The 17,639-nt window shown below is 69.5% G+C and carries 19 protein-coding genes; all 19 read right to left on the bottom strand.

Features of this window, described 5'->3' with window-relative positions:
- Window positions 1-6: 6 nt before the first annotated feature.
- Window positions 7-1,245 carry a beta-ketoacyl-ACP synthase gene (locus Q5Z10_RS20640; protein ID WP_303637203.1) on the bottom strand — a complete coding sequence of 413 codons (1,239 nt, stop codon included), beginning with the start codon at window positions 1,243-1,245 and terminating at the stop codon, window positions 7-9.
- On the bottom strand, window positions 1,245-1,976 hold the full coding sequence (locus Q5Z10_RS20645; RefSeq protein WP_303637204.1) for a 3-ketoacyl-ACP reductase FabG2: 732 nt from the start codon (window positions 1,974-1,976) through the stop codon (window positions 1,245-1,247). The genes Q5Z10_RS20640 and Q5Z10_RS20645 overlap by 1 nt, the downstream gene beginning before the upstream one ends.
- On the bottom strand, window positions 1,973-2,431 hold the full coding sequence (locus Q5Z10_RS20650; RefSeq protein WP_303637205.1) for a hotdog family protein: 459 nt from the start codon (window positions 2,429-2,431) through the stop codon (window positions 1,973-1,975). The genes Q5Z10_RS20645 and Q5Z10_RS20650 overlap by 4 nt, the downstream gene beginning before the upstream one ends.
- Entirely contained in the window at window positions 2,428-3,612 is a 1,185-nt protein-coding gene (locus tag Q5Z10_RS20655) for a beta-ketoacyl-[acyl-carrier-protein] synthase family protein (protein WP_303637206.1), read from the bottom strand. The genes Q5Z10_RS20650 and Q5Z10_RS20655 overlap by 4 nt, the downstream gene beginning before the upstream one ends.
- Window positions 3,609-4,166 carry a DUF3261 domain-containing protein gene (locus tag Q5Z10_RS20660; RefSeq protein WP_303637207.1) on the bottom strand — a complete coding sequence of 186 codons (558 nt, stop codon included), beginning with the start codon at window positions 4,164-4,166 and terminating at the stop codon, window positions 3,609-3,611. The genes Q5Z10_RS20655 and Q5Z10_RS20660 overlap by 4 nt, the downstream gene beginning before the upstream one ends.
- Window positions 4,154-5,404, bottom strand: a complete 1,251-nt coding sequence (locus Q5Z10_RS20665; RefSeq protein WP_303637208.1) for an NAD(P)/FAD-dependent oxidoreductase — start codon at window positions 5,402-5,404, stop codon at window positions 4,154-4,156. Before Q5Z10_RS20665 ends, Q5Z10_RS20660 begins: the two co-directional genes overlap by 13 nt.
- 50 nt (window positions 5,405-5,454) lie before the next feature.
- Entirely contained in the window at window positions 5,455-7,830 is a 2,376-nt protein-coding gene (locus Q5Z10_RS20670; RefSeq protein WP_303637209.1) for an MMPL family transporter, read from the bottom strand.
- Entirely contained in the window at window positions 7,802-8,431 is a 630-nt protein-coding gene (locus Q5Z10_RS20675; protein WP_303637210.1) for an outer membrane lipoprotein carrier protein LolA, read from the bottom strand. Before Q5Z10_RS20675 ends, Q5Z10_RS20670 begins: the two co-directional genes overlap by 29 nt.
- Window positions 8,428-8,859 carry an acyl-CoA thioesterase gene (locus tag Q5Z10_RS20680; protein ID WP_303637211.1) on the bottom strand — a complete coding sequence of 144 codons (432 nt, stop codon included), beginning with the start codon at window positions 8,857-8,859 and terminating at the stop codon, window positions 8,428-8,430. Before Q5Z10_RS20680 ends, Q5Z10_RS20675 begins: the two co-directional genes overlap by 4 nt.
- Complete coding sequence (locus Q5Z10_RS20685; protein WP_303637212.1) at window positions 8,846-10,396, bottom strand: HAL/PAL/TAL family ammonia-lyase; 1,551 nt, start codon at window positions 10,394-10,396, stop codon at window positions 8,846-8,848. The genes Q5Z10_RS20680 and Q5Z10_RS20685 overlap by 14 nt, the downstream gene beginning before the upstream one ends.
- Complete coding sequence (locus Q5Z10_RS20690; RefSeq protein WP_303637213.1) at window positions 10,386-11,327, bottom strand: lysophospholipid acyltransferase family protein; 942 nt, start codon at window positions 11,325-11,327, stop codon at window positions 10,386-10,388. Before Q5Z10_RS20690 ends, Q5Z10_RS20685 begins: the two co-directional genes overlap by 11 nt.
- A 1-nt stretch (window position 11,328) precedes the next feature.
- Window positions 11,329-12,099 (bottom strand): glycosyltransferase family 2 protein, encoded by a 771-nt coding sequence (locus Q5Z10_RS20695; protein ID WP_303637214.1) that lies wholly within the window; start codon window positions 12,097-12,099, stop codon window positions 11,329-11,331.
- Window positions 12,089-13,774, bottom strand: coding sequence for an ApeI family dehydratase (locus tag Q5Z10_RS20700; protein WP_303637215.1), 1,686 nt, complete (start codon window positions 13,772-13,774; stop codon window positions 12,089-12,091). Before Q5Z10_RS20700 ends, Q5Z10_RS20695 begins: the two co-directional genes overlap by 11 nt.
- A complete protein-coding gene (locus tag Q5Z10_RS20705) occupies window positions 13,767-14,318 on the bottom strand; it encodes a COG4648 family protein (protein WP_303637216.1) in 552 nt (183 codons plus the stop codon). The genes Q5Z10_RS20700 and Q5Z10_RS20705 overlap by 8 nt, the downstream gene beginning before the upstream one ends.
- A gap of 22 nt (window positions 14,319-14,340) precedes the next feature.
- The gene (locus tag Q5Z10_RS20710) at window positions 14,341-14,598 is read right to left on the bottom strand and encodes an acyl carrier protein (protein WP_303637217.1); all 258 of its coding nucleotides are present in this window, start codon (window positions 14,596-14,598) and stop codon (window positions 14,341-14,343) included.
- Window positions 14,599-14,614: 16 nt separating this feature from the next.
- Window positions 14,615-14,872 carry a phosphopantetheine-binding protein gene (locus tag Q5Z10_RS20715; RefSeq protein WP_005411610.1) on the bottom strand — a complete coding sequence of 86 codons (258 nt, stop codon included), beginning with the start codon at window positions 14,870-14,872 and terminating at the stop codon, window positions 14,615-14,617.
- Window positions 14,859-15,656 carry a lysophospholipid acyltransferase family protein gene (locus Q5Z10_RS20720; protein WP_303637218.1) on the bottom strand — a complete coding sequence of 266 codons (798 nt, stop codon included), beginning with the start codon at window positions 15,654-15,656 and terminating at the stop codon, window positions 14,859-14,861. The genes Q5Z10_RS20715 and Q5Z10_RS20720 overlap by 14 nt, the downstream gene beginning before the upstream one ends.
- Window positions 15,649-16,395, bottom strand: coding sequence for a beta-ketoacyl synthase chain length factor (locus Q5Z10_RS20725; RefSeq protein WP_303637219.1), 747 nt, complete (start codon window positions 16,393-16,395; stop codon window positions 15,649-15,651). The genes Q5Z10_RS20720 and Q5Z10_RS20725 overlap by 8 nt, the downstream gene beginning before the upstream one ends.
- 229 nt (window positions 16,396-16,624) lie before the next feature.
- Entirely contained in the window at window positions 16,625-17,638 is a 1,014-nt protein-coding gene (cydB, locus tag Q5Z10_RS20730; protein WP_303637220.1) for a cytochrome d ubiquinol oxidase subunit II, read from the bottom strand.
- Window position 17,639: the final 1 nt, after the last annotated feature.

The following is a 17,639-nucleotide window of genomic DNA, read 5'->3' on the forward strand; positions in this document are numbered from 1 at the left end:
GCGGGATCACGCCTGCCAGCGGCGGAACACCAGCGAGGTGTTGATGCCGCCGAAGGCGAAATTGTTGCTCATCACATACTCGGCCTGCAGTTCACGACCCTGCCCGGTGATGAAGTCGAGCTGGCCGCAGCGCGGATCGACCTCGGCCAGGTTCAGGGTCGGCGCAAACCAGCCGGCGCGCATCATCTCGATGCTCATCCAGGCTTCGAACGCACCACAGGCACCCAGCATATGACCCACGTAGCTCTTCAGCGAGCTGATCGGCACACGGGTGCCGAACACCTGCGCGGTGGCCTGGGTCTCGGCGATGTCGCCATGGTCGGTGGCGGTGCCGTGGGCGTTGACGTAGTCGATCTGCGCTGGCGTCAGACCGGCATCCTCCAGCGCCAGCCGCATGGCCTGGGCCATGGTGTCGGCGCTGGGCTGGGTGACGTGCTGGCCGTCGCTGTTGGTGCCATAGCCGACGATCTCGGCCAGGATGGTGGCACCGCGTGCCTGCGCGTGTTCCAGGTCCTCCAGGATCAGCGTGCAGGCGCCCTCGCCCAGCACCAGGCCATCGCGGCCGGCATCGAACGGGCGCGGCGTGGTCTGCGGCGCATCGTTGCGGGTGCTGGTGGCGAACAGCGTGTCGAACACCGCTGCGGCCGTGGCATCGAGCTGTTCGGCACCGCCGGCCACCATCACCGTCTGCTTGCCGCTGCGGATCGCTTCGTAGCCGGCACCCACGCCCTGGCTGCCCGAGGTGCAGGCGCTGGAGGTGGTGTAGACCCGCCCCGACAGGCCGAAGAACACGCCGATGTTGACCGGCGCGGTGTGGCTCATCATCTTCAGGTAGGTGGTGGCGCTGATGCCGTCGGTGGTGAACTCATGCAGCATGCGGCCGAATTCACCGGTGGCCTCGTGGCTGCCCGAAGACGAGCCATAGGCCACGCCGGTGCGGCCGCTGCGCAGCACCGGGTGTTCGAGCAGACCGGCCTCGCGCAGCGCGATCTCGGTGGCGCGCACCGACATGATCGCGACCTTGCCCATCGAGCGGGTGGTCTTGCGGTTGTAGTTCGGCGGCAGCTCGAAGTCCTGCGCCGGCGCGGCCAGTTTGGTGTTCAGGCCGGCATAGACATCCCATTCCGGCATCGAACGCACCGCGTTGCGGCAGCTGCGCAGGTGGGCCTGGATGGTCGGCCAGTCGTGGCCGAGCGGACTGATGGCGGCAGCACCGGTGACCACCACGCGACGATCGGCGGCCATCAGATCATCCCCCCGTTCACCGAGATCACCTGGCGGGTGATGTAACCGGCCGGCTCGGACAGCAGGAAGGCCACGGTGGCGGCCACTTCCTCGGGACGGCCGACGCGGCCGGCCGGAATCAGCTTCAGCGCGTGATCGACCACTTCGTCGTTGAGCATGTCAGTCTCGATCAGGCCCGGCGCCACGCAGTTGACGGTGATCTGGCGACTCGCCAGTTCCAGCGCCAGCGCCTTGCTGGCACCGATGATGCCGGCCTTGGCCGCACTGTAGTTGACCTGGCCGCGGTTGCCGGCCACGCCGGACACCGAAGACAGGGTGACGATGCGGCCCGGCCTGCGCCGCCGCACCATCGGCATGATCAGCGGGTGCAGCACGTTGTAGAAGCCATCCAGGTTGGTGTGGATGACCTGGTCCCAGTCGTCCTCGGACAGCGCCGGGAAGGCGCCATCACGGGCGATGCCGGCATTGCAGACCACGCCGTAATAGGCGCCATGCGCTTCCACGTCCGCTTCCAGCGCCGCACGCGCGGCTGCCCGGTCGGCCACGTCGAAGGCCAGCACGCGGGCCTGCTGGCCCAGTGCATGGATCTCGGCCACCACGGCCTGTGCTTCCTCCACGCGGCTGCGGCAATGCACCACCACGTCGAAGCCATCGCGCGCGATGTGCAGCGCAATGGCCCGGCCGATGCCCCGGCTGGCGCCGGTCACCAGCACGCTTCGATTCCCTGTCATGCCTGTCCACTCTCCAGATAGGCCATCGCATCGGCTGGTTCGTAGACCGATACGTTGGCAACCGCCCATTCTTCCTCGCCCGCCAGGATGCGGCAGGCGAACATCCCCAATCCATTGTCACCCAACAGCTCGCAGCGCGCCTGTACCTGCAGGCGGGTGCCGCAGGGAAATCCGCTGCGCTGGCTGCTGTAGCGCCGGCTGCCAAGCAGGAAGCCCAGCTGCGGCGGGCGGCCGGCGCTGCGAGCGCGGCAGCCGGCCCAGGCGGCAATGGCCTGGGCCATGTATTCGATGCCCACCCACGCCGGGATGGCACCGTCCTCGACGAACAGCCCGGCATGGGGCACCACCAGTTCGGCGTCGATGCCGTCCTGGTCCCAGCGCAGGATGCGCTCCAGCAGGCACATGTTCTGGCGGTGCGGCACCACGTCTTCGATCGGATACAGCGGCAGGTTCATCGGCGCTCCAGGGCCAGCACGGCATTGCTGCCGCCAAAGGCGAATGAATTGCTCAGCACCCGCCGCGGCGGCTGCGCCAGGAACGTGGCCGGCGCCACCAGCGGCAGTGCCGGCAACGCCGGGTCGGGCACCCCGTCCCACCAGTGCGGTGGCAGCTGCTGCTGCGGGTTCTCGGCCAGCAGGATCCAGCACAGCGCGGCTTCGATGGCACCGGACGCGCCCAGCGTGTGGCCGGTCAGCGGCTTGGTCGAACTGGCCGGCACCGCAGTGCCCAGCACCTGGGCCACGGCCAGGCTTTCCATCGCATCGTTGTGGCCGGTGGCGGTGCCGTGCAGGTTGACGTAGTCCACTTCCGCGGGCGCCCAGCCGGCACGCTGCAACGCCTGCTGCAGGGCGTCGATGGCGCCCAGACCCTGCGGGTCGGGCGCCGACATGTGGTGGGCATCGGCCGATTCACCCCAGCCGGCCAGGCTGACCGGCCCGGGTTCGCGGGTCATCAGGAACAGCGCGGCGCCCTCGCCGATGTTGATGCCGCAGCGATGCTGCGAGAACGGGTTGCAGCGGACCGCCGAGACCGATTCAAGCGCGCTGAAGCCGGCCACGGTGAAGCGGCACAGCGAGTCGGCGCCCCCCGCGATGACCGCATCGACCAGGCCGGCGCGCAGCAGACGTGCGGCCGACATCATCGCCTTGGCGCTGGACGAGCAGGCCGTGGACAGCGTCCAGGCCGGGCCCAGCGCACCGCTGCGTTCGCGTACGAACTGCGCGGCGGTACCCATTTCCTGCTGCGCGTAGTCGAAGCCGTCGGGCCAGCGGCCCTGCTCGGCGCGGGTGCGCAGCGCCTGCTCCGATTCGCCGATGCCGGAGGTACTGGTGCCCAGCACCACGGCGACCCGTTCGGCGCCGTAGCGGCCAATGGCATCGGCCACGGCCGGTGCGATCTGCGCCAGTGCCACGTCCAGCAGGGCGTTGTTGCGCCCCCGCAGCGACACCGGCAGGTGCTCCAGGGCCGGCAGCCCGCTGCGCACCTCGCCCAGCGCCAGGGTACGGCCCGGCAGCAGGCTGTCGTTGTCGCTGAGGCCACCGGGCACATCGGCGAACAGCCCCGCCGCCACGGCAGCGCGGCCCTCGCCCAGCGCGCACACCACGCCGAGGTCGTTCAGGAAAATCGGTGCACTCATCCGTCCTGCCCGGCCATGTCGATCGATTCGATGCGCAGGATGTAACCCTCGGCGCGGTTGTCCAGCTGCACGCTGCCATCGGCCAGCCGTTGCAGCTGCAGCCATACCGTGCCATCGCGCGACAAGCGGCGTTCGCGGCCGTCATCACTGACCTGCCAGCCGGCCGGCAGCGCGGCGGCGATCGCCGCGGTCGGCCACAGCGCGAACTGCAGGTCATCCAGCACGCGCTCGGCGCGCACCTGCGGCGGCAGCCAGGGCGCGCGCTGCTGGGTCAGCTGCTGGCCATCCCACTGCAGGCGCACGCCGGTCTGGCCCAGCGCCTGCACGGCCAGCTGCACGCGCTCGGCGTCTGCTTCCAGCAGCGCATCCAGATCGCGCTGGTGGCTGCCGAAGCGGAAATGCAGCTGCTGCTGCAGCGCCAGCGGCGCGCCCAGGCTGGACGGCGCCAGCCGCAGCGGCGGCAGCTCGACCTGTGGCCGCGGCATGCGGCTGGCACAGGCGACCAGCAGCAGGCACAGCAGCAGCGCCGTGGTACGGACAATCAGGCGCTGCACAGTTCCTCCAGTACACGCATGCGGCGGCCGCTTTCATCGGCCACGTAAGGGTTGTTGGTGTCCCAGGCATAGCCGGCCAGGATGGAGCTGATCATGTCGCGCACTGCCGGCTGCTGGTCGGGGTGGTAGATGATCTTCTGGAAGCCGCCTTCGTACCAGCTTTCCACGAAGCGGCGGAAGGTCTTCACGCCGGCACGCAGCGGGACCGAGAACTCGGCCTCCCAATCGACGGATTCGCCGGCGTAGCGTCGCGCCAGGCAGTCGCTGGCCAGCTGCGCGGACTTGAACGCAATGGTCACGCCGGAGGAGAACACCGGATCAAGGAATTCGCCGGCATTGCCCAGCAGCGCATAGCCCGGGCCCCACAGCGAACTGACATTGGCCGAGTAGCCGGTGATGCGGCGCACCGGCAGCACCGCCCATTCGGCATTGGCCAGCAGCGAGGTCAGGTTCGGATCCTCGCCGACGATGGCCTGCAGCTTCTGCAGATCGTCGCCGTCATAGCGCTCGAAGAACGATGGCTCGGCCACCACCCCCAGCGAGCAGCAGCCGTTGGAGAACGGGATGGTCCAGTACCAGACGTCGATATGCTCGGGGTGGGTGGTGATCAGGATCTTGTTGCGGTCGAAGTCCGCTTCGGCCGGGATGTTGTCGCGCACGTGGCAGAAGATTGCGCCGCGCACCGGGAAGTTGGAGGGCGATTCCAGCTGCAGCAGGCGTGGCAGCAGGCGCGCGAAACCGGAGGCATCAAGAATGAAATCGGCCTCGATGCGGTAGGTGCTGCCATCCGGGCGGCGCACGGTCACCGCCGGCTGCTGGCCCGGCTCGACCGACAGCACTTCATCGCCGAAGCGCAGCGTGGCGCCCATGCGCTCGGCGCCGCGTGCCAGCACGTTGTCGAAGTCGGCACGCTGCACCTGGTAGGTGGTGCCCCAGCCCGGCGAGAACTTCTTCCTGAAGTCGAACGCGGTGCGCGCCTGGCCATGCACGAAGGCGGCGCCGTTCTTGTGCTGGAAGCCGGCCTCGACCACGTCCTGCAGCAGCCCCGCCGCTTCGATGTACTCCATGCTCTGCGGCAGCAGGCTTTCACCGATGGAGAAGCGCGGGAACTGCTGGCGCTCCAGCATCAGCACCTGGCGGCCCTGCTGGCGCAGCATCGCCGCGGCCACGGAGCCGGCCGGGCCGGCGCCGATGATCAGGATCTCAGTACGTTCGACAGCATCCACAGCAGTATTCATCGGGGCGTCCTTGTTGCTCGATCAGGTGGAAGGAAGAAAACGGAAGCGGGTCAGGCCGGTGGCGCACCGTGCGGCGGCGGCCGGAACAGCGGCGAGATGAGCCAGACCAGGCCGATGCCGAACAGCAGGGTCAGCCCGAACGCGCGCAGCGCCGGGGTCTGCGACAGCCCCAGCAGGCCGAACGACAGCCAGGTGCTGGCCGCGCCCACGCACACCGCCAGCCAGGCACTGGCATCGCCGCGGTGCTCGATCAGGAAGATGCCGTAGTCGATGCCCATGCCCAGCAGCAGCATCAGCGCCAGCACGTTGAACAGCTGCAGCGGCTGGCCGAACAGGCCCAGCAGGCCCAGCGTCAACGCGCCGGCAATCAGCGTCGGCGCGATCACGCGCCAGGCCTGGCGCCGGTAGCGCAGCCACAGCGCGCCGAACACCAGCACGATGCCGACCAGCAGCAGCCCGCCCATCAGCTTGCGGTAGTGGCCCAGCAGCTGCGAGAAGTCGGCCGTGCGGTCCACCCAGCGCACACCCGGCAGACCCTCCGCCACCCCACGCAGGGTCGTCAGCGCATCGGCGCGCGACAGGTCGTCGACCATCACCACGCTGATCATCTGCCCTCCCACCTCGCCCACCCACAGGTGTCGGAACGGCTGTGAGGCCGGCGAGGCCAGGAATGCGTCGGCGGTCAAGGGCGTGGCGGCGAACTGCGGGCGCGCCAGGGGTTCGCCGACCGCATCGGACACCGCCTGCAGCACGCCCGGTTCCACCTTCGCGGTCAGCGCGGCATCGGCCTGCTGGCGCGCCGGCGACGGCAGCCAGTCGCTGATCGCGCGATAGCCACCAATGCGCTTGTCACCGGCCAGTACCCGCAGGCGCTCGGTCAGCGCTTCTTCGCGCTGCAACAGCTGTCCGGCGTCACGGCCCTGCACCAGGTAGAACTGCGCCGGGCTGGGCATGCCCAGCAGCTGGCTGAGGCGGATCTGCTGGGCCATCAGTGCCGGCGGCGACGACTGCAGGCTGCGCAGGTCGTCATTGCTCTGCAGGCGGGCGATGCCGACGGCCGACACCAGCACCGCCACCGCCAGGAAAACCGCCACCGGGCGCGTACCGTGCAGGCGCGGGAAGCGCTCCAGGGTGTTGCCCAGCCACTGCGAGAAACGGGTCTTGCCGATGTCACCGCCGTCCAGCCACGGGAACCAGAAGATCACGGTCAGGAACGCTGCGGCCAGACCGACCACCGAGAACAGCGCCATCTGGCGCAGGCCCGGGAACGGTGCCAGGCCCAGCGCAAGGTAGGCCAGCGCGCTGGTCAGCAGCGCCAGCCACAGCCCCGGCAGCAGGTGCCGCAGCAGTTTCCAGCGGCGCTCGGCCGGTTCGGCCTGGCGCGAGGCGAACCAGTGGATTCCATAGTCTTCGGCGACGCCGACCAGCGAGGCACCGAACACCAGTGTCAGCACATGCACCTTGCCGAACACCAGCACCGTGACCGCCAACGCCACCCCGCAGCCGATCAGCAGCGAGGCGCCGACCAGCAGGATCGGCCGCAGCGAACGGAACGCCAGCCACACCAGCAGCAGCACCGCCGCCAGCGAGCCCCAACCGATGGTGTTGATCTCCCGGTTGGCCTGCACGGCTGCGGCCTCAGCATGCAGCGGTACGCCGGCATGCAGGATCTCCAGCTCCGGTGCGGCCGCCCTGGCCGCCTGCCCGGCACGCTCGAGCAGAGCGTCCAGGTGGCGCTCGCCATCAAGCTTGAAGGCCGATCCAGGGGTGTCGAACTGCAGCGCCGCCCAATGCCTGCCTTCGGCTTCCAGCAGGCCGTCATCGCCCAGGCGCAAGCCCGAACCCTGCGCCTGCTGCTGCCACCACTGCGGCCACAGCGACAGCGGATCCTGCCGCCATTCAGTCAGCCGCGGCGCACCCATCGGGCCGTACAGCGCAGCCAGGGCCTGTTCGGCCAGCGCGCCCGGCGCGCTGCCCTGCAGCTGCCCGCGCTGGGCCGGCGTCAGCAGGCGGTCACGGTACGGCGCGTAGAACGCACGCGCCTCATCGAACCAGCCTTCGATCGAGCCACTGGGCACCAGCAGGGCGTGCTCGGCGTCCTGCGCCATGGCCGCCGCGAAGGCCGCCTGCGCGCGCTTGGCGGCAGCGCCATCCTTGCTGCCGAGCAACACCACCACCTGCCGCGAACTGCCATCGGCGATGCGCCGGGTGACGTCACTCAACAGGCGGTCATGCGCATCCTGTGGCAGCAGGGCAAGGATGTCGGTGTCGATCCGCGACTGCTCGCTCCACAGCCGCCACTGCTGCACGCCCAGCACCAGCAGCAGCACCAGCCAGGCGATGCCCAGCCAGTGCCACCAGCGCCGCAGGCGGTCCGCTGCGTTGGCTGCCGCAGCCTCACTCAAAGCGGCGCGCCTCATCGGCATTGAGCGTGGCCGGGGCCTCGCTCAGGGCGCTGAAGGTGATCTGCGTGCGGTCCTTGTTGGCCTCGACGATCTCGACCTGGCGCACGTAGCGGTCGCCCTGCAGGGTGAGCGACTGGAAGGCCTTGGCCAGCATCGCCGACTTCGGGGTCAGCCGCAGTCGCCAGCCCTGTCCGTCACGGCTGGCCTGCACGTTGAACTGGCTGGACAGCGCCTGCACGTCACCGCTCATCAGCGCGAACATGATCGCGTTCACCGAGCGCATCGCCGGCTGCTGGCGCGCGTCCAGCTCGACCCGGGTGCTGCCGTCGCGCTGGCGGCTGAGGATGCGGTCGGCGGTGACCACCACCTCGGAGGGGAACGGCTTGAGCGTGGACCAGATCACGCCGTGCTGGCGCGCGACCACGAACCGGCCCTGCGAGCGCAGCGGGTTCCTGAACCCGCTGACCTGCTTTTCCTGGGTGAACTGGCCGCGCAGCACGTCGGGCCGCGCCACTGCCTGGGTGATCGCATCCACGGCGGGATCGGCGGCCTGCGCCCACGGCGCAGCAATCAGCAGCAGCGCGCACAGCAGCACGCGCGGAAGATGGAGAATCCGGTTCACGGGGCAGGCACTCCAAGACGCTCCCACAGCACCGCCGGGCACTGGTACAGCATCTCCTTGCTGGCCGCGTCGACCGCGACCTGGATGGTCATCGCACGGGTCAGCACCTGGCCGCTGGCCGCATCGAGGATTTCGTATTCGATCTTCAGCCGGTTCTCCCACTCCACGATGCGCGCAATCACGCGCAGCGGCTGGTTGAACAGCAGCGGGCGCACGTACTTCACCCGCGCGTCGACCACCGGCCACAGGTAGCCCGATTCGAGCATCTGCGGGTAGTCGTAGTCGTAGCGGCCGAGCAGCGCGCAGCGTGCGATCTCGAAGTACTTGAAGTAGTTGCCATGCCAGACCACGTTCATCGGGTCGCAGTCATGGAAAGCAGGGGTCAACGCAATCTCGCCGACCCGTTCGATGGCCTCATTCACCGACATACAGCTCCCAGCGTTGCGCGCGGATCTCCACCAGCAGTTCCCGCAGTTCGCGATCCAGCGCGCGGTCTTCTTCGACCAGGGCGATGCGCTGCCCCAGGTCGGCGTACATGTCGGCCAGACTGCCATGCAACTGCGCGTTCATGCCAACCCGTTCGCGCAGGGCCAGGCCCTGGCGGGCAGCGATCAGCATCGCGGCCACCACCTGTTCAGTCAGTTCGATCACGCGCAGGCAGTCGCGCGCGGCGATGGTGCCCATGCTGACCTTGTCCTGGTTGTGGCATTCAGTGGAGCGCGAGAACACCGAAGCCGGCAGGGTCTGCTTCAGCGCTTCGGCGGTCCACGCCGACACGCTGATCTGCAGCGCCTTCAGGCCATGGTTGATGGCCGCGCGCGGCCCGGTGGCCGCCGACAGGTTGGCCGGCAGGCCGTGGTTGTAGCGGGCATCGACCACCAGCGCCAGCTGCCGGTCGAGCAGGTCGGCAAGATTGGCCACGGTGTTCTTCAGCGTATCCATCGCCAGTGCGATATGGCCGCCGTAGAAGTGGCCACCGTGCAGGATGCGCTCGCCTTCGGCGTCGATCAACGGATTGTCATTGGCGCTGTTCAGCTCGGTTTCGATCAGCTGGCGCAGGAACGGCAGCGTGTCTTCCAGCACGCCGATCACGTGCGGCGCACAGCGCAGCGAATAGCGGTCCTGCAGGCGCTGCTCGTTGCGCGGCGGGCGCTCGCTGTGCAGATCGCTGCGCAGGCGCGCGGCGATGCGCGACTGGCCCGGGTGCGGCTTGGCCGCAAACAGGGTTTCGTCGAAGTGGTGCGCGTTGCCGTCGCTGGACAACACGTTGAAGGCGGTCAGGCGGGTGGCCAGGCGCGCCAGGTAGTCGGCGCGCTGCCAGGCCAGGCATGCCAGGCCGGTCATCACCGCGGTGCCGTTCATGATCGCCAGGCCTTCCTTCGGCCGCAGCTTCAGCGGGGTCATGCCGATCAGCGCCAGCACCTCGGCCGCCGGCTGCACGCGCCCGTCGTGCAGCACCTCGCGCTCGCCGCACAGCACCGCCGCCACGTAGGACAACGGGGTCAGGTCGCCACTGGCGCCCACCGAGCCTTCGGCCGGGATCAGCGGCAGCACGTCGTGCTGCAGCAGCGTGGCCAGCCCTTCCAGCAGCGGCACGCTGACGCCGGACATGCCGCGCACCAGCGAGGCCAGGCGCGCGGCCAGCACCGCACGGGTCTCGGCCGGGTCCAGGTAACGGCCCAGCCCGCAACCGTGGTAGGTGTACAGGTGGTGCGGCAGCTCGGCCACCAGCGCCGGCGGGATGTTCACCGTGCACGAATCGCCGTAGCCGGTGGTCACGCCGTAGATCACCCCGTCCTCGCGCAGCAGGCGGTCGAGGAAATCGGCACCGCGCTGGATGTGCGCGCGGAAGACCGGCACGTCGCTCAGGGCGGCTTCGCAGCGGCGCTGGGCCAGGGCGACCACGTCTTCAATGGTCAGCGGTGCATCGCCGAAGCGGCACACGGGTACGGCGTCAATCGTCATGAGGAGCCTGGTCCCAGAAGGGGAAGAAATTGAACCAGTCCAACGGGGACTGGGTGACCTGCAGTTCCAGCCAGTGCGCGAAACGCTGCGCCTGTTCGGCCAGTGCGGCATCGCGCGAGCCGCGTGGCAGCAGCACGCGGTCGGCAAACTGTTCAAACGCCACGCGATAGCCCTCGCCCTCGTGCAGGCAGGACATCGTGTAGACCGGGCAGCCCAAGGCGGCGGCCAGCACATAGGCACCGATCGGGAACGGCGCGCGGTGGCCGAGGAAATCGGCCACCACGCTGCGCCCGCCCTGCACCGGTACACGGTCGCCGACGATGGCCACAAAGCCGCCAGAGGCGACCTTGTCGGCCAGCAGCATCGCCGTGGCCGGGCCCATTTCGGTCACCTGCACCAGTTCCACTGCCGCCAGCGGGTCCAGCCGCTGCAACAGCCGGTTGAAGCGCTGCGCATGCGCGGTGTGCACCAGCACGGTGATGCGGAAGCCCGGCACCTGCTCGGCCAGCACCTGGCACAGTTCCAGGCAGCCGATGTGCGCGGTCAGGATCAGGCCGCCTTCGCGACGCGCGATCCTGTTCAGCACCAGGTCGCGCTGCAGGCGGATGCGCTGCGGCGGATAGCGCCCGCCCAGGCCGAGGATCTTGTCCAGCATCGTGTCGGCGAAGCTGAAGAAATGGCGCAGGCTGTCGCGCCGCGTGGGTGCATGGCCCAACGCGCCGGTATGCGCCTGCAGCCGGTGCAGGTACTGCATCGATGCCTGGCGGCCGACGCGGTTGCCCAGCCAGTGGCAGGCCACCACCGGCCATACGCACAGGCGGAAGGGCCAGCGCCCGAACCAGCGATGCACCCAGCACAGGAACAGCACGCCGGCCACCGAGGTGGATTCGCCGATATCGGCCCAATGCGGAGCGCCCTGCGCGCGTTCCATCTCAGCCCTGCCCCTGCAGGCGGCGCCACAGCAGCCGCGGGGCACGCCACAGCATGCCGAAGAACAGGCGCGTGTGCATGCGGCTGATGCGCACGTTGTCACGCCACACGTCGAAGTGCGAGACGCCATCGGCCGGATAGGTCACGCGCGTGGCCAGGTGCTCGACCGGCACCTGGCGCCAGTACAGGCGCACCATGATCTCAGTGTCGAAATCCATGCGCCGGCCGATGGTCTCTTCGCCCACCAGGCGCAGCACCGGTGGCAGCGGATACACGCGGAAGCCGCACATGGTGTCGCGCAGGTGCAGCGACAGCGTGTTGATCCAGACCCAGACATGGGTGGCATAGCGACCGTACAGGCGCGCCTTGGGCACGCTGGCATCGTAGGCCGGAATGCCGCAGATCACTGCGTCCGGATGCGCGCGCGCGCTGTCGATGAAGCGGGCCAGGTCGCCGGTATCGTGCTGGCCGTCGGCATCGATCTGCAGCACGTGGCTGTAGCCGCAGCGCTGCGCTTCGCCGAAGCCGGCCAGCATCGCCCCGCCCTTGCCCTGGTTCTCCTCCAGCCGCAGCAGCGCGACCCCGCTGCGCTGCGCCAGCGCCCGCAGGACCGCCGCGCAGGAGGGCCGCGAGCCGTCATCCACCAGCAGGCATGGCAGGCCGGCGGCCTGTACGCCCTCCACCACCGCGCCGATGGCGTGTTCGTGGTCATAGACAGGAATGACCACCAGCGGCGCGAACGCACCACCGGGGATGGCCGGCTCAGTGCGCATCGGCGAAGACCACCTTGCCGCTGGCGTGCACGCCATGGAGAGAGGTGTAGCGGAACGTCAGCACGCTGCGCGCCGCGTCCCACTCCAGCTGCAGGGTCAGTTCGTCGCCCGGGCGGGCGATGTGCTGGAACTTCACTGCGTCCATGCGCAGGAACCCGGCTGGCAGTGCGAACGCCTGGCGGCCGAAGCGCACCGCCCAGTCCAGCTGCGCCACGCCCGGCAGGATCGCGGCCTGCGGGAAGTGCCCCTGGAACGGGCGCAATGCCGGGTCCAGCACCATCCGCAGGGTGGCGGCGCTGTCCTCGCGCCGTTCCCACACCGGCACCGGCATCAGCGGCTGGAACAGCGCGCGCAGCGCCGCCTGGGTGACCTTGCCCTGCGCGTTGAGCGGCAGTGCGTCGACCAGCCGCCAGCGCCGTGGCCGGGTGACCGCATCATGCCCCTGCGCCAGCCGCGCACCGAGCCGCTGCCCGAGCGCGCGGCGCGCGCCATCGCCGGCGCGGGCCAGTGCCGGATCCGCCGGCACCACGACCGCGGCCAGCTGTTCGCGCTGGCCGGACAGCACCAGCACGCGCACGTCGTCCACTTCCGGATCCTCGCGCAGGGCGCGTTCCAGGGCGTCCAGCGAGACCCGGCGTTCTTCGATCTTGACGATGCGGTCGGCGCGGCCGAGCAGGCGGAAGCGGCCATCGGCCAGCGCTTCCACCCGATCCTGGGTACGCCACCAGCCGGCCGTTTCCAGATGCGGCGACGCCACCGCCAGGCAGTCCTCCTCGATGCGCCACTGCACGCCCGGCAGCGGCTGCCACGGCGGCACATCGGTCTCCCAGCGGCGCCAGGCGATGCCGCCGGTTTCACTGCTGCCATAGACCTCGGTAGGGGCCACGCCCAACCACTGGCGGACCTGCCGTGCAGCGTCCTCCGGCAGCGGCCCGCCGGACGAGAACACCGCACGCAGCCGCCCGTGCAGGCTGGCCCAGTCGAGCTGCCCGGGCAGGCGCTTGAGATGGGCCGGCGTGGCCACCAGCACCGTATCGGCCCCGGCCAGCGCACCTACCAGATCTTCATGGAAGAAGCGGCGCGGCTGGATCGTGCGACCGGCCGCCAGCGGCCACAGCACCCGGAACAGCAGGCCGTAGATATGCTGGTGCGACACCGTGCCATGCACCTGCGCGCCGTCGAGCTGGGCGCCGAAGGCCGCCTGCAGGGCATCCACCTCGCGCGCCAGCTGATCCAGCCGCTTGCGGATCGCACTCGGCTGGCCGGTGCTGCCGGAGGTGAACACGCACAGTTCGCAGGCACGCTCGTCCAACGGCGGCAGCGCGGCGTCTGGGCCGACGGTGCCGCGCTGCAGCGGCCGGTAATCGGCGGACAGATCGCCGGCGAATCCGCTCACCTGCGGCTGCAGCACCTGGAGGGTGGCGGGCAGGTTGTCGGCGGCCAGGAACACCCGCTTGCCGGCGTGCCAGGCGCCGAACAGCGCGGCAGCGAAGGCCACGGCATCGTCGAAGTAGAGCGCCCAGTCGCGGCCTTCGGCCGCACTGAAGGCGGCCTTCCAGGCCAGTGCGCTTGCGCGGAATGCGGTGTGATCGATGGCAATGCCGTCACAGATTCCCACCTCGCGGCCGGGTTGCGCGGTGACCAGCAGCCGGTCCAGGGCGATCCACTCAGACATGCGCGTGTGCCGCCTTGACCCGCCGCCGCACCAGCCATTCGCCCGCGAACAACAATCCCATCATCACGTACGCCAACAATCCGTTGTAGAGCATCCAGACCCGGTCCGACGCGTACAGCGCCGTGAGCAGGGCCAGGCCCCCGTTGAGAACGAAAAAGCCGCACCACACCTGGGTGACACGACGGGTATAGACCACCGCGAACGGCGGCAGGTCCGGCTCCTGCAGGCGTGCCAGGCGTTCCACCAGCGGCGGGCCGAAGCGCAGGCTGGTGGCGAAAACCGTCAGCATCACCACGTTCACCAGCGCCGGGTACAGCTTCAGCGGCAGCGCCTGGTTGAGCACCGTGGCCAGCCCCGCCAGCAGGCCGGCGCCGGCAGCGGCGGCCCACCACAGGGGCTGCCGGGTACTCAGTGCACGCAGCAGCGCCAGCCCGAACAGCAGCAGTGACAGCCAGCGCGGCTCGAACCGGCCCATCGCCAGGTAGACCAGCACGGGATAGGCCAGCGAAATCGCTGCCACCACGACCATGCGTGCCCGTGCCATGGAGGTGATGCCTGTGCTTCTGTCAGGCAGCCGCCTGGTCCGGCAGCAGGCCATGCACGACATCAACGATGTCCTGCACCGTGCGCACGGCCTTGAAGGCTTCCGGCTGCAGGTTGCGGCCGAGCAGCGGCTTCAGCTGCACGATCAGGTCCACGGCATCGATGCTGTCGATGTCCAGGTCGTCATACAGGCGCGACTCCGGGCTGATCCGGGCCGGCTCGATCTCGAAGCTGTCGGTCAGGATGCGGACGATGCGCTCGAACAGTTCATTCTTGGTCATGGCAGTTCCTGGCGCCTTACGACTGGCGGGCGGCGACGAACTCGCCGAGCGCACGCACGCTGGAGAAATGGCGACGGGTTTCTTCCGAATCGGCGGATAGGCTGACACCGTACTTCTTCTGCAGCGCCAGGCCCAGTTCCAGCGCATCGATCGAATCCAGGCCCAGCCCTTCAACGAACAACGGCGCCGTCGGATCGATGTCCTCCGGGGTGATGTCCTCCAGCGAAAGCGAGGAAATGATCAATTCCTTGATCTCGTGCTCAAGTGCTTGCACGGGTCGGATCTCCAGACAGGTCGAAATAACGAGTGAGGTGGTCGGTGACGCGACGGGCTGCCAAGGCATCCCCCCTTGGCGAGTCATCTTCGGCCAGGAACGGCGCGATCGGGATATCTTCGCCGATCTGCAGCTGAACGTGAAAGCGACGTGAGGGCACACGATACCACTTCTGGCCCTTGGTCAGCGTCGGAGGGGTGCAGGTGATGCGCACCGGGGTGATGTCCAGGCGGCCGCGCACGGCGATGTTGGCGGCCCCGCGCTGCAGCCGCGGCGGCTGTCCCGGCACGCTGCGGGTGCCTTCCGGGAAGATGACCAGGGTACCGCCGGCGTGCACCGCCGCCACGCAGTCATCGACCAGGCCGGCGCCGTCATCATTGGCGATGTAGCCGGCCGCGCGCACCGGGCCACGCATGAACGGATTGCAGGCCACCGCGCGCTTGACCACGCAGTCGGCGTTGGGCAGCAGGGCGATCAGGCACACCACGTCGATCAGGGTCGGGTGGTTGGCCAGCACCAGCAGGCCATCACGGTGCAGGCGTTCGCGCCCCTCGACCTGCAGCGTCATCACCCCCAGCCGGCGCATCAGCCAGACGTGGCTGGCGAAGGCGCACTGGACCACGCGGCGGGCGCGGCGGCGGCGGGCGACCGGGTCGCGCATCAGCAGCAGCACCGGCATCACCAGCACGCCCAGCAGCAGCCCGCCCACGCCGAAGGCAGCGAAACTCAGGCCGGTGCCGAACACCCGCCAGGCATGGTCGAGGCGGCGCAGCGCCTCAGCCACGGCGCCGCCAGCACCAGCGTTGGCCCTGGGTCACATGGGTCAGCTGCGGGTCGGCCGAGAGCAGGAACCGGTGCAGGTCCAGCGCGTGCGGCAGCAGGCCCGGGACGGTCGGCGCCGCGTCGGTCGCGGCCTGCCAGTGCAGCGACAGATCAGTGCCATCGGCGCTGCCCGGCGCCGCCAGACGCCAGCACCAGGCGAAGAACGGGTCGGGTTCGTCGGCGAAACCGGCATAAACGTCGGGCAATGGCGACTCATAGACCACCACACGCACTTCGCGCGCGCCGTCAGCCAGCAGGCCGACCGCTTCCAGGCAGGCCGCCTCCACCGTGGCCTGGCCGGCGGACAGCGCAAGGTAATTGCCGCGATGGCCGCGGGCGATCGAATACAGCGCGGCGATCGCGTTGTGCACCGACAGACCGAACCCGGTCGGCGACAGCGGCTCGTCGGCCGCCAGCGATCCCAGCAGGTCCATCGAACGGGCCACGTCGCCATGGCGGCTGGCGAACACCAGCGGCACCTGGCTGTCGGCGCCCTGCCCGTCCTCGCACCAGCAGGCGGTCTGGATCGCCATGCGCCCCAGCCGCTCGATGCGGCGCCGCTGCATGGCCGGCACTTCGGCCAGCGCCGGAGCGCCCTCACCATGCGGCAGGAACGGTGCGTCGGCCCAGCCCCGCCATTGGCTGCGCTCGTTCAGCCCAGGCGCCCAGGCGGCCCAGTCGACAACGGAGAATTCGATCATTACCGGTGATGTTTCGATGGGCGAACGATAGGCACGAGCCATGATGGCGATACGCGGCAGCCCCCCATTCCTGCAGCCACGCATCCGTCCAGGACGTCGCCGGCCGCCCCCCTGGCTGCCGGAAAGGTGCGCACGCTAGCACGTCCGACGCGGGGATGACATGTTTCACAAAGCCCAACGGGGAACGGTCACCGGCCGCTCCCCGTCACCGCGCGTGGCGGCGTGTGGATCAGTGGTAGCCGGCGTCGGCGCGCACCTTGCCGCGGAAGACCCGGTAGGACCAGGCCGTGTAGCCCAGGATGACCGGCAGCAGCACCACCAGCCCGACCAGGGTGAAGCCCAGCGACGATTCCGGCGCCGCGGCCTGCCACAGGGTCATCGACGGCGGCAGCAGGTACGGCCACATGCCCAGCACCAGGCCGGCGAAGCCGAGCACGAACAGGGCCAGACTGAGCAGGAACGGGGGCAGGTCACGGCGCGGGTGGGTGGCACTGCGCCACAACGCGACCGCCACCGCCAGGGTCAGCAGCGGCACCGGCGACAGCCACCAGAAATTGCCGTCGCTGAACCAGCGCGCCATCAGCCGCGAATCGAGGAAGGGCAGCCAGCTGCTGACCAGCCCCATCGCCGCGATCACCGCCACCACCAGCGGACGGGTCATCTGCCGCGCCAGCGCCTGCACGCGGCCCTCGGTCTTGAGGATCAGCCAGGTGCTGCCCAGCAGCGCATAGCCGGCCACCAGCGCGGCGCCGGTCAGCATCGCGAACGGGCTGAACCAGCCGAACGCGCCGCCCTGGTAGACCCCATCGACCAGCCGCAGGCCCTGCACCAGCGTGCCCAGGATCACGCCCTGGGCGAACGTGGCCAGCACCGAACCCAGTCCAAAGGCGACGCTCCACACCCGCCGCGAGCGGTGCGCCTTGAAGCGGAACTCGAACGCCACGCCGCGGAACACCAGTGCCACCACCAGCAGCAGTACCGGCAGGTACAGCGCCGACAGCAGTACCGCGTAGGCCTTGGGGAACGCCGCCAGCAGGCCGGCACCGCCCAGCACCAGCCAGGTCTCGTTGCCGTCCCAGATCGGCGCGGCGGTGTTCATCATCAGGTCCAGCTGTTCCTCGTCCTCGGCGAACGGGGCGAGGATGCCGATGCCGAGCACGAAGCCATCCAGCACCACGTACATCAGCACGCCGAAGCCGATCACCGCGAACCACGCCACCGGCAGCCAGGTCATCAGGTCCATG

It is taken from the genome of Stenotrophomonas sp. 704A1 (genome assembly GCF_030549525.1).
Classification (GTDB): Bacteria; Pseudomonadota; Gammaproteobacteria; order Xanthomonadales; family Xanthomonadaceae; genus Stenotrophomonas; species Stenotrophomonas tuberculopleuritidis.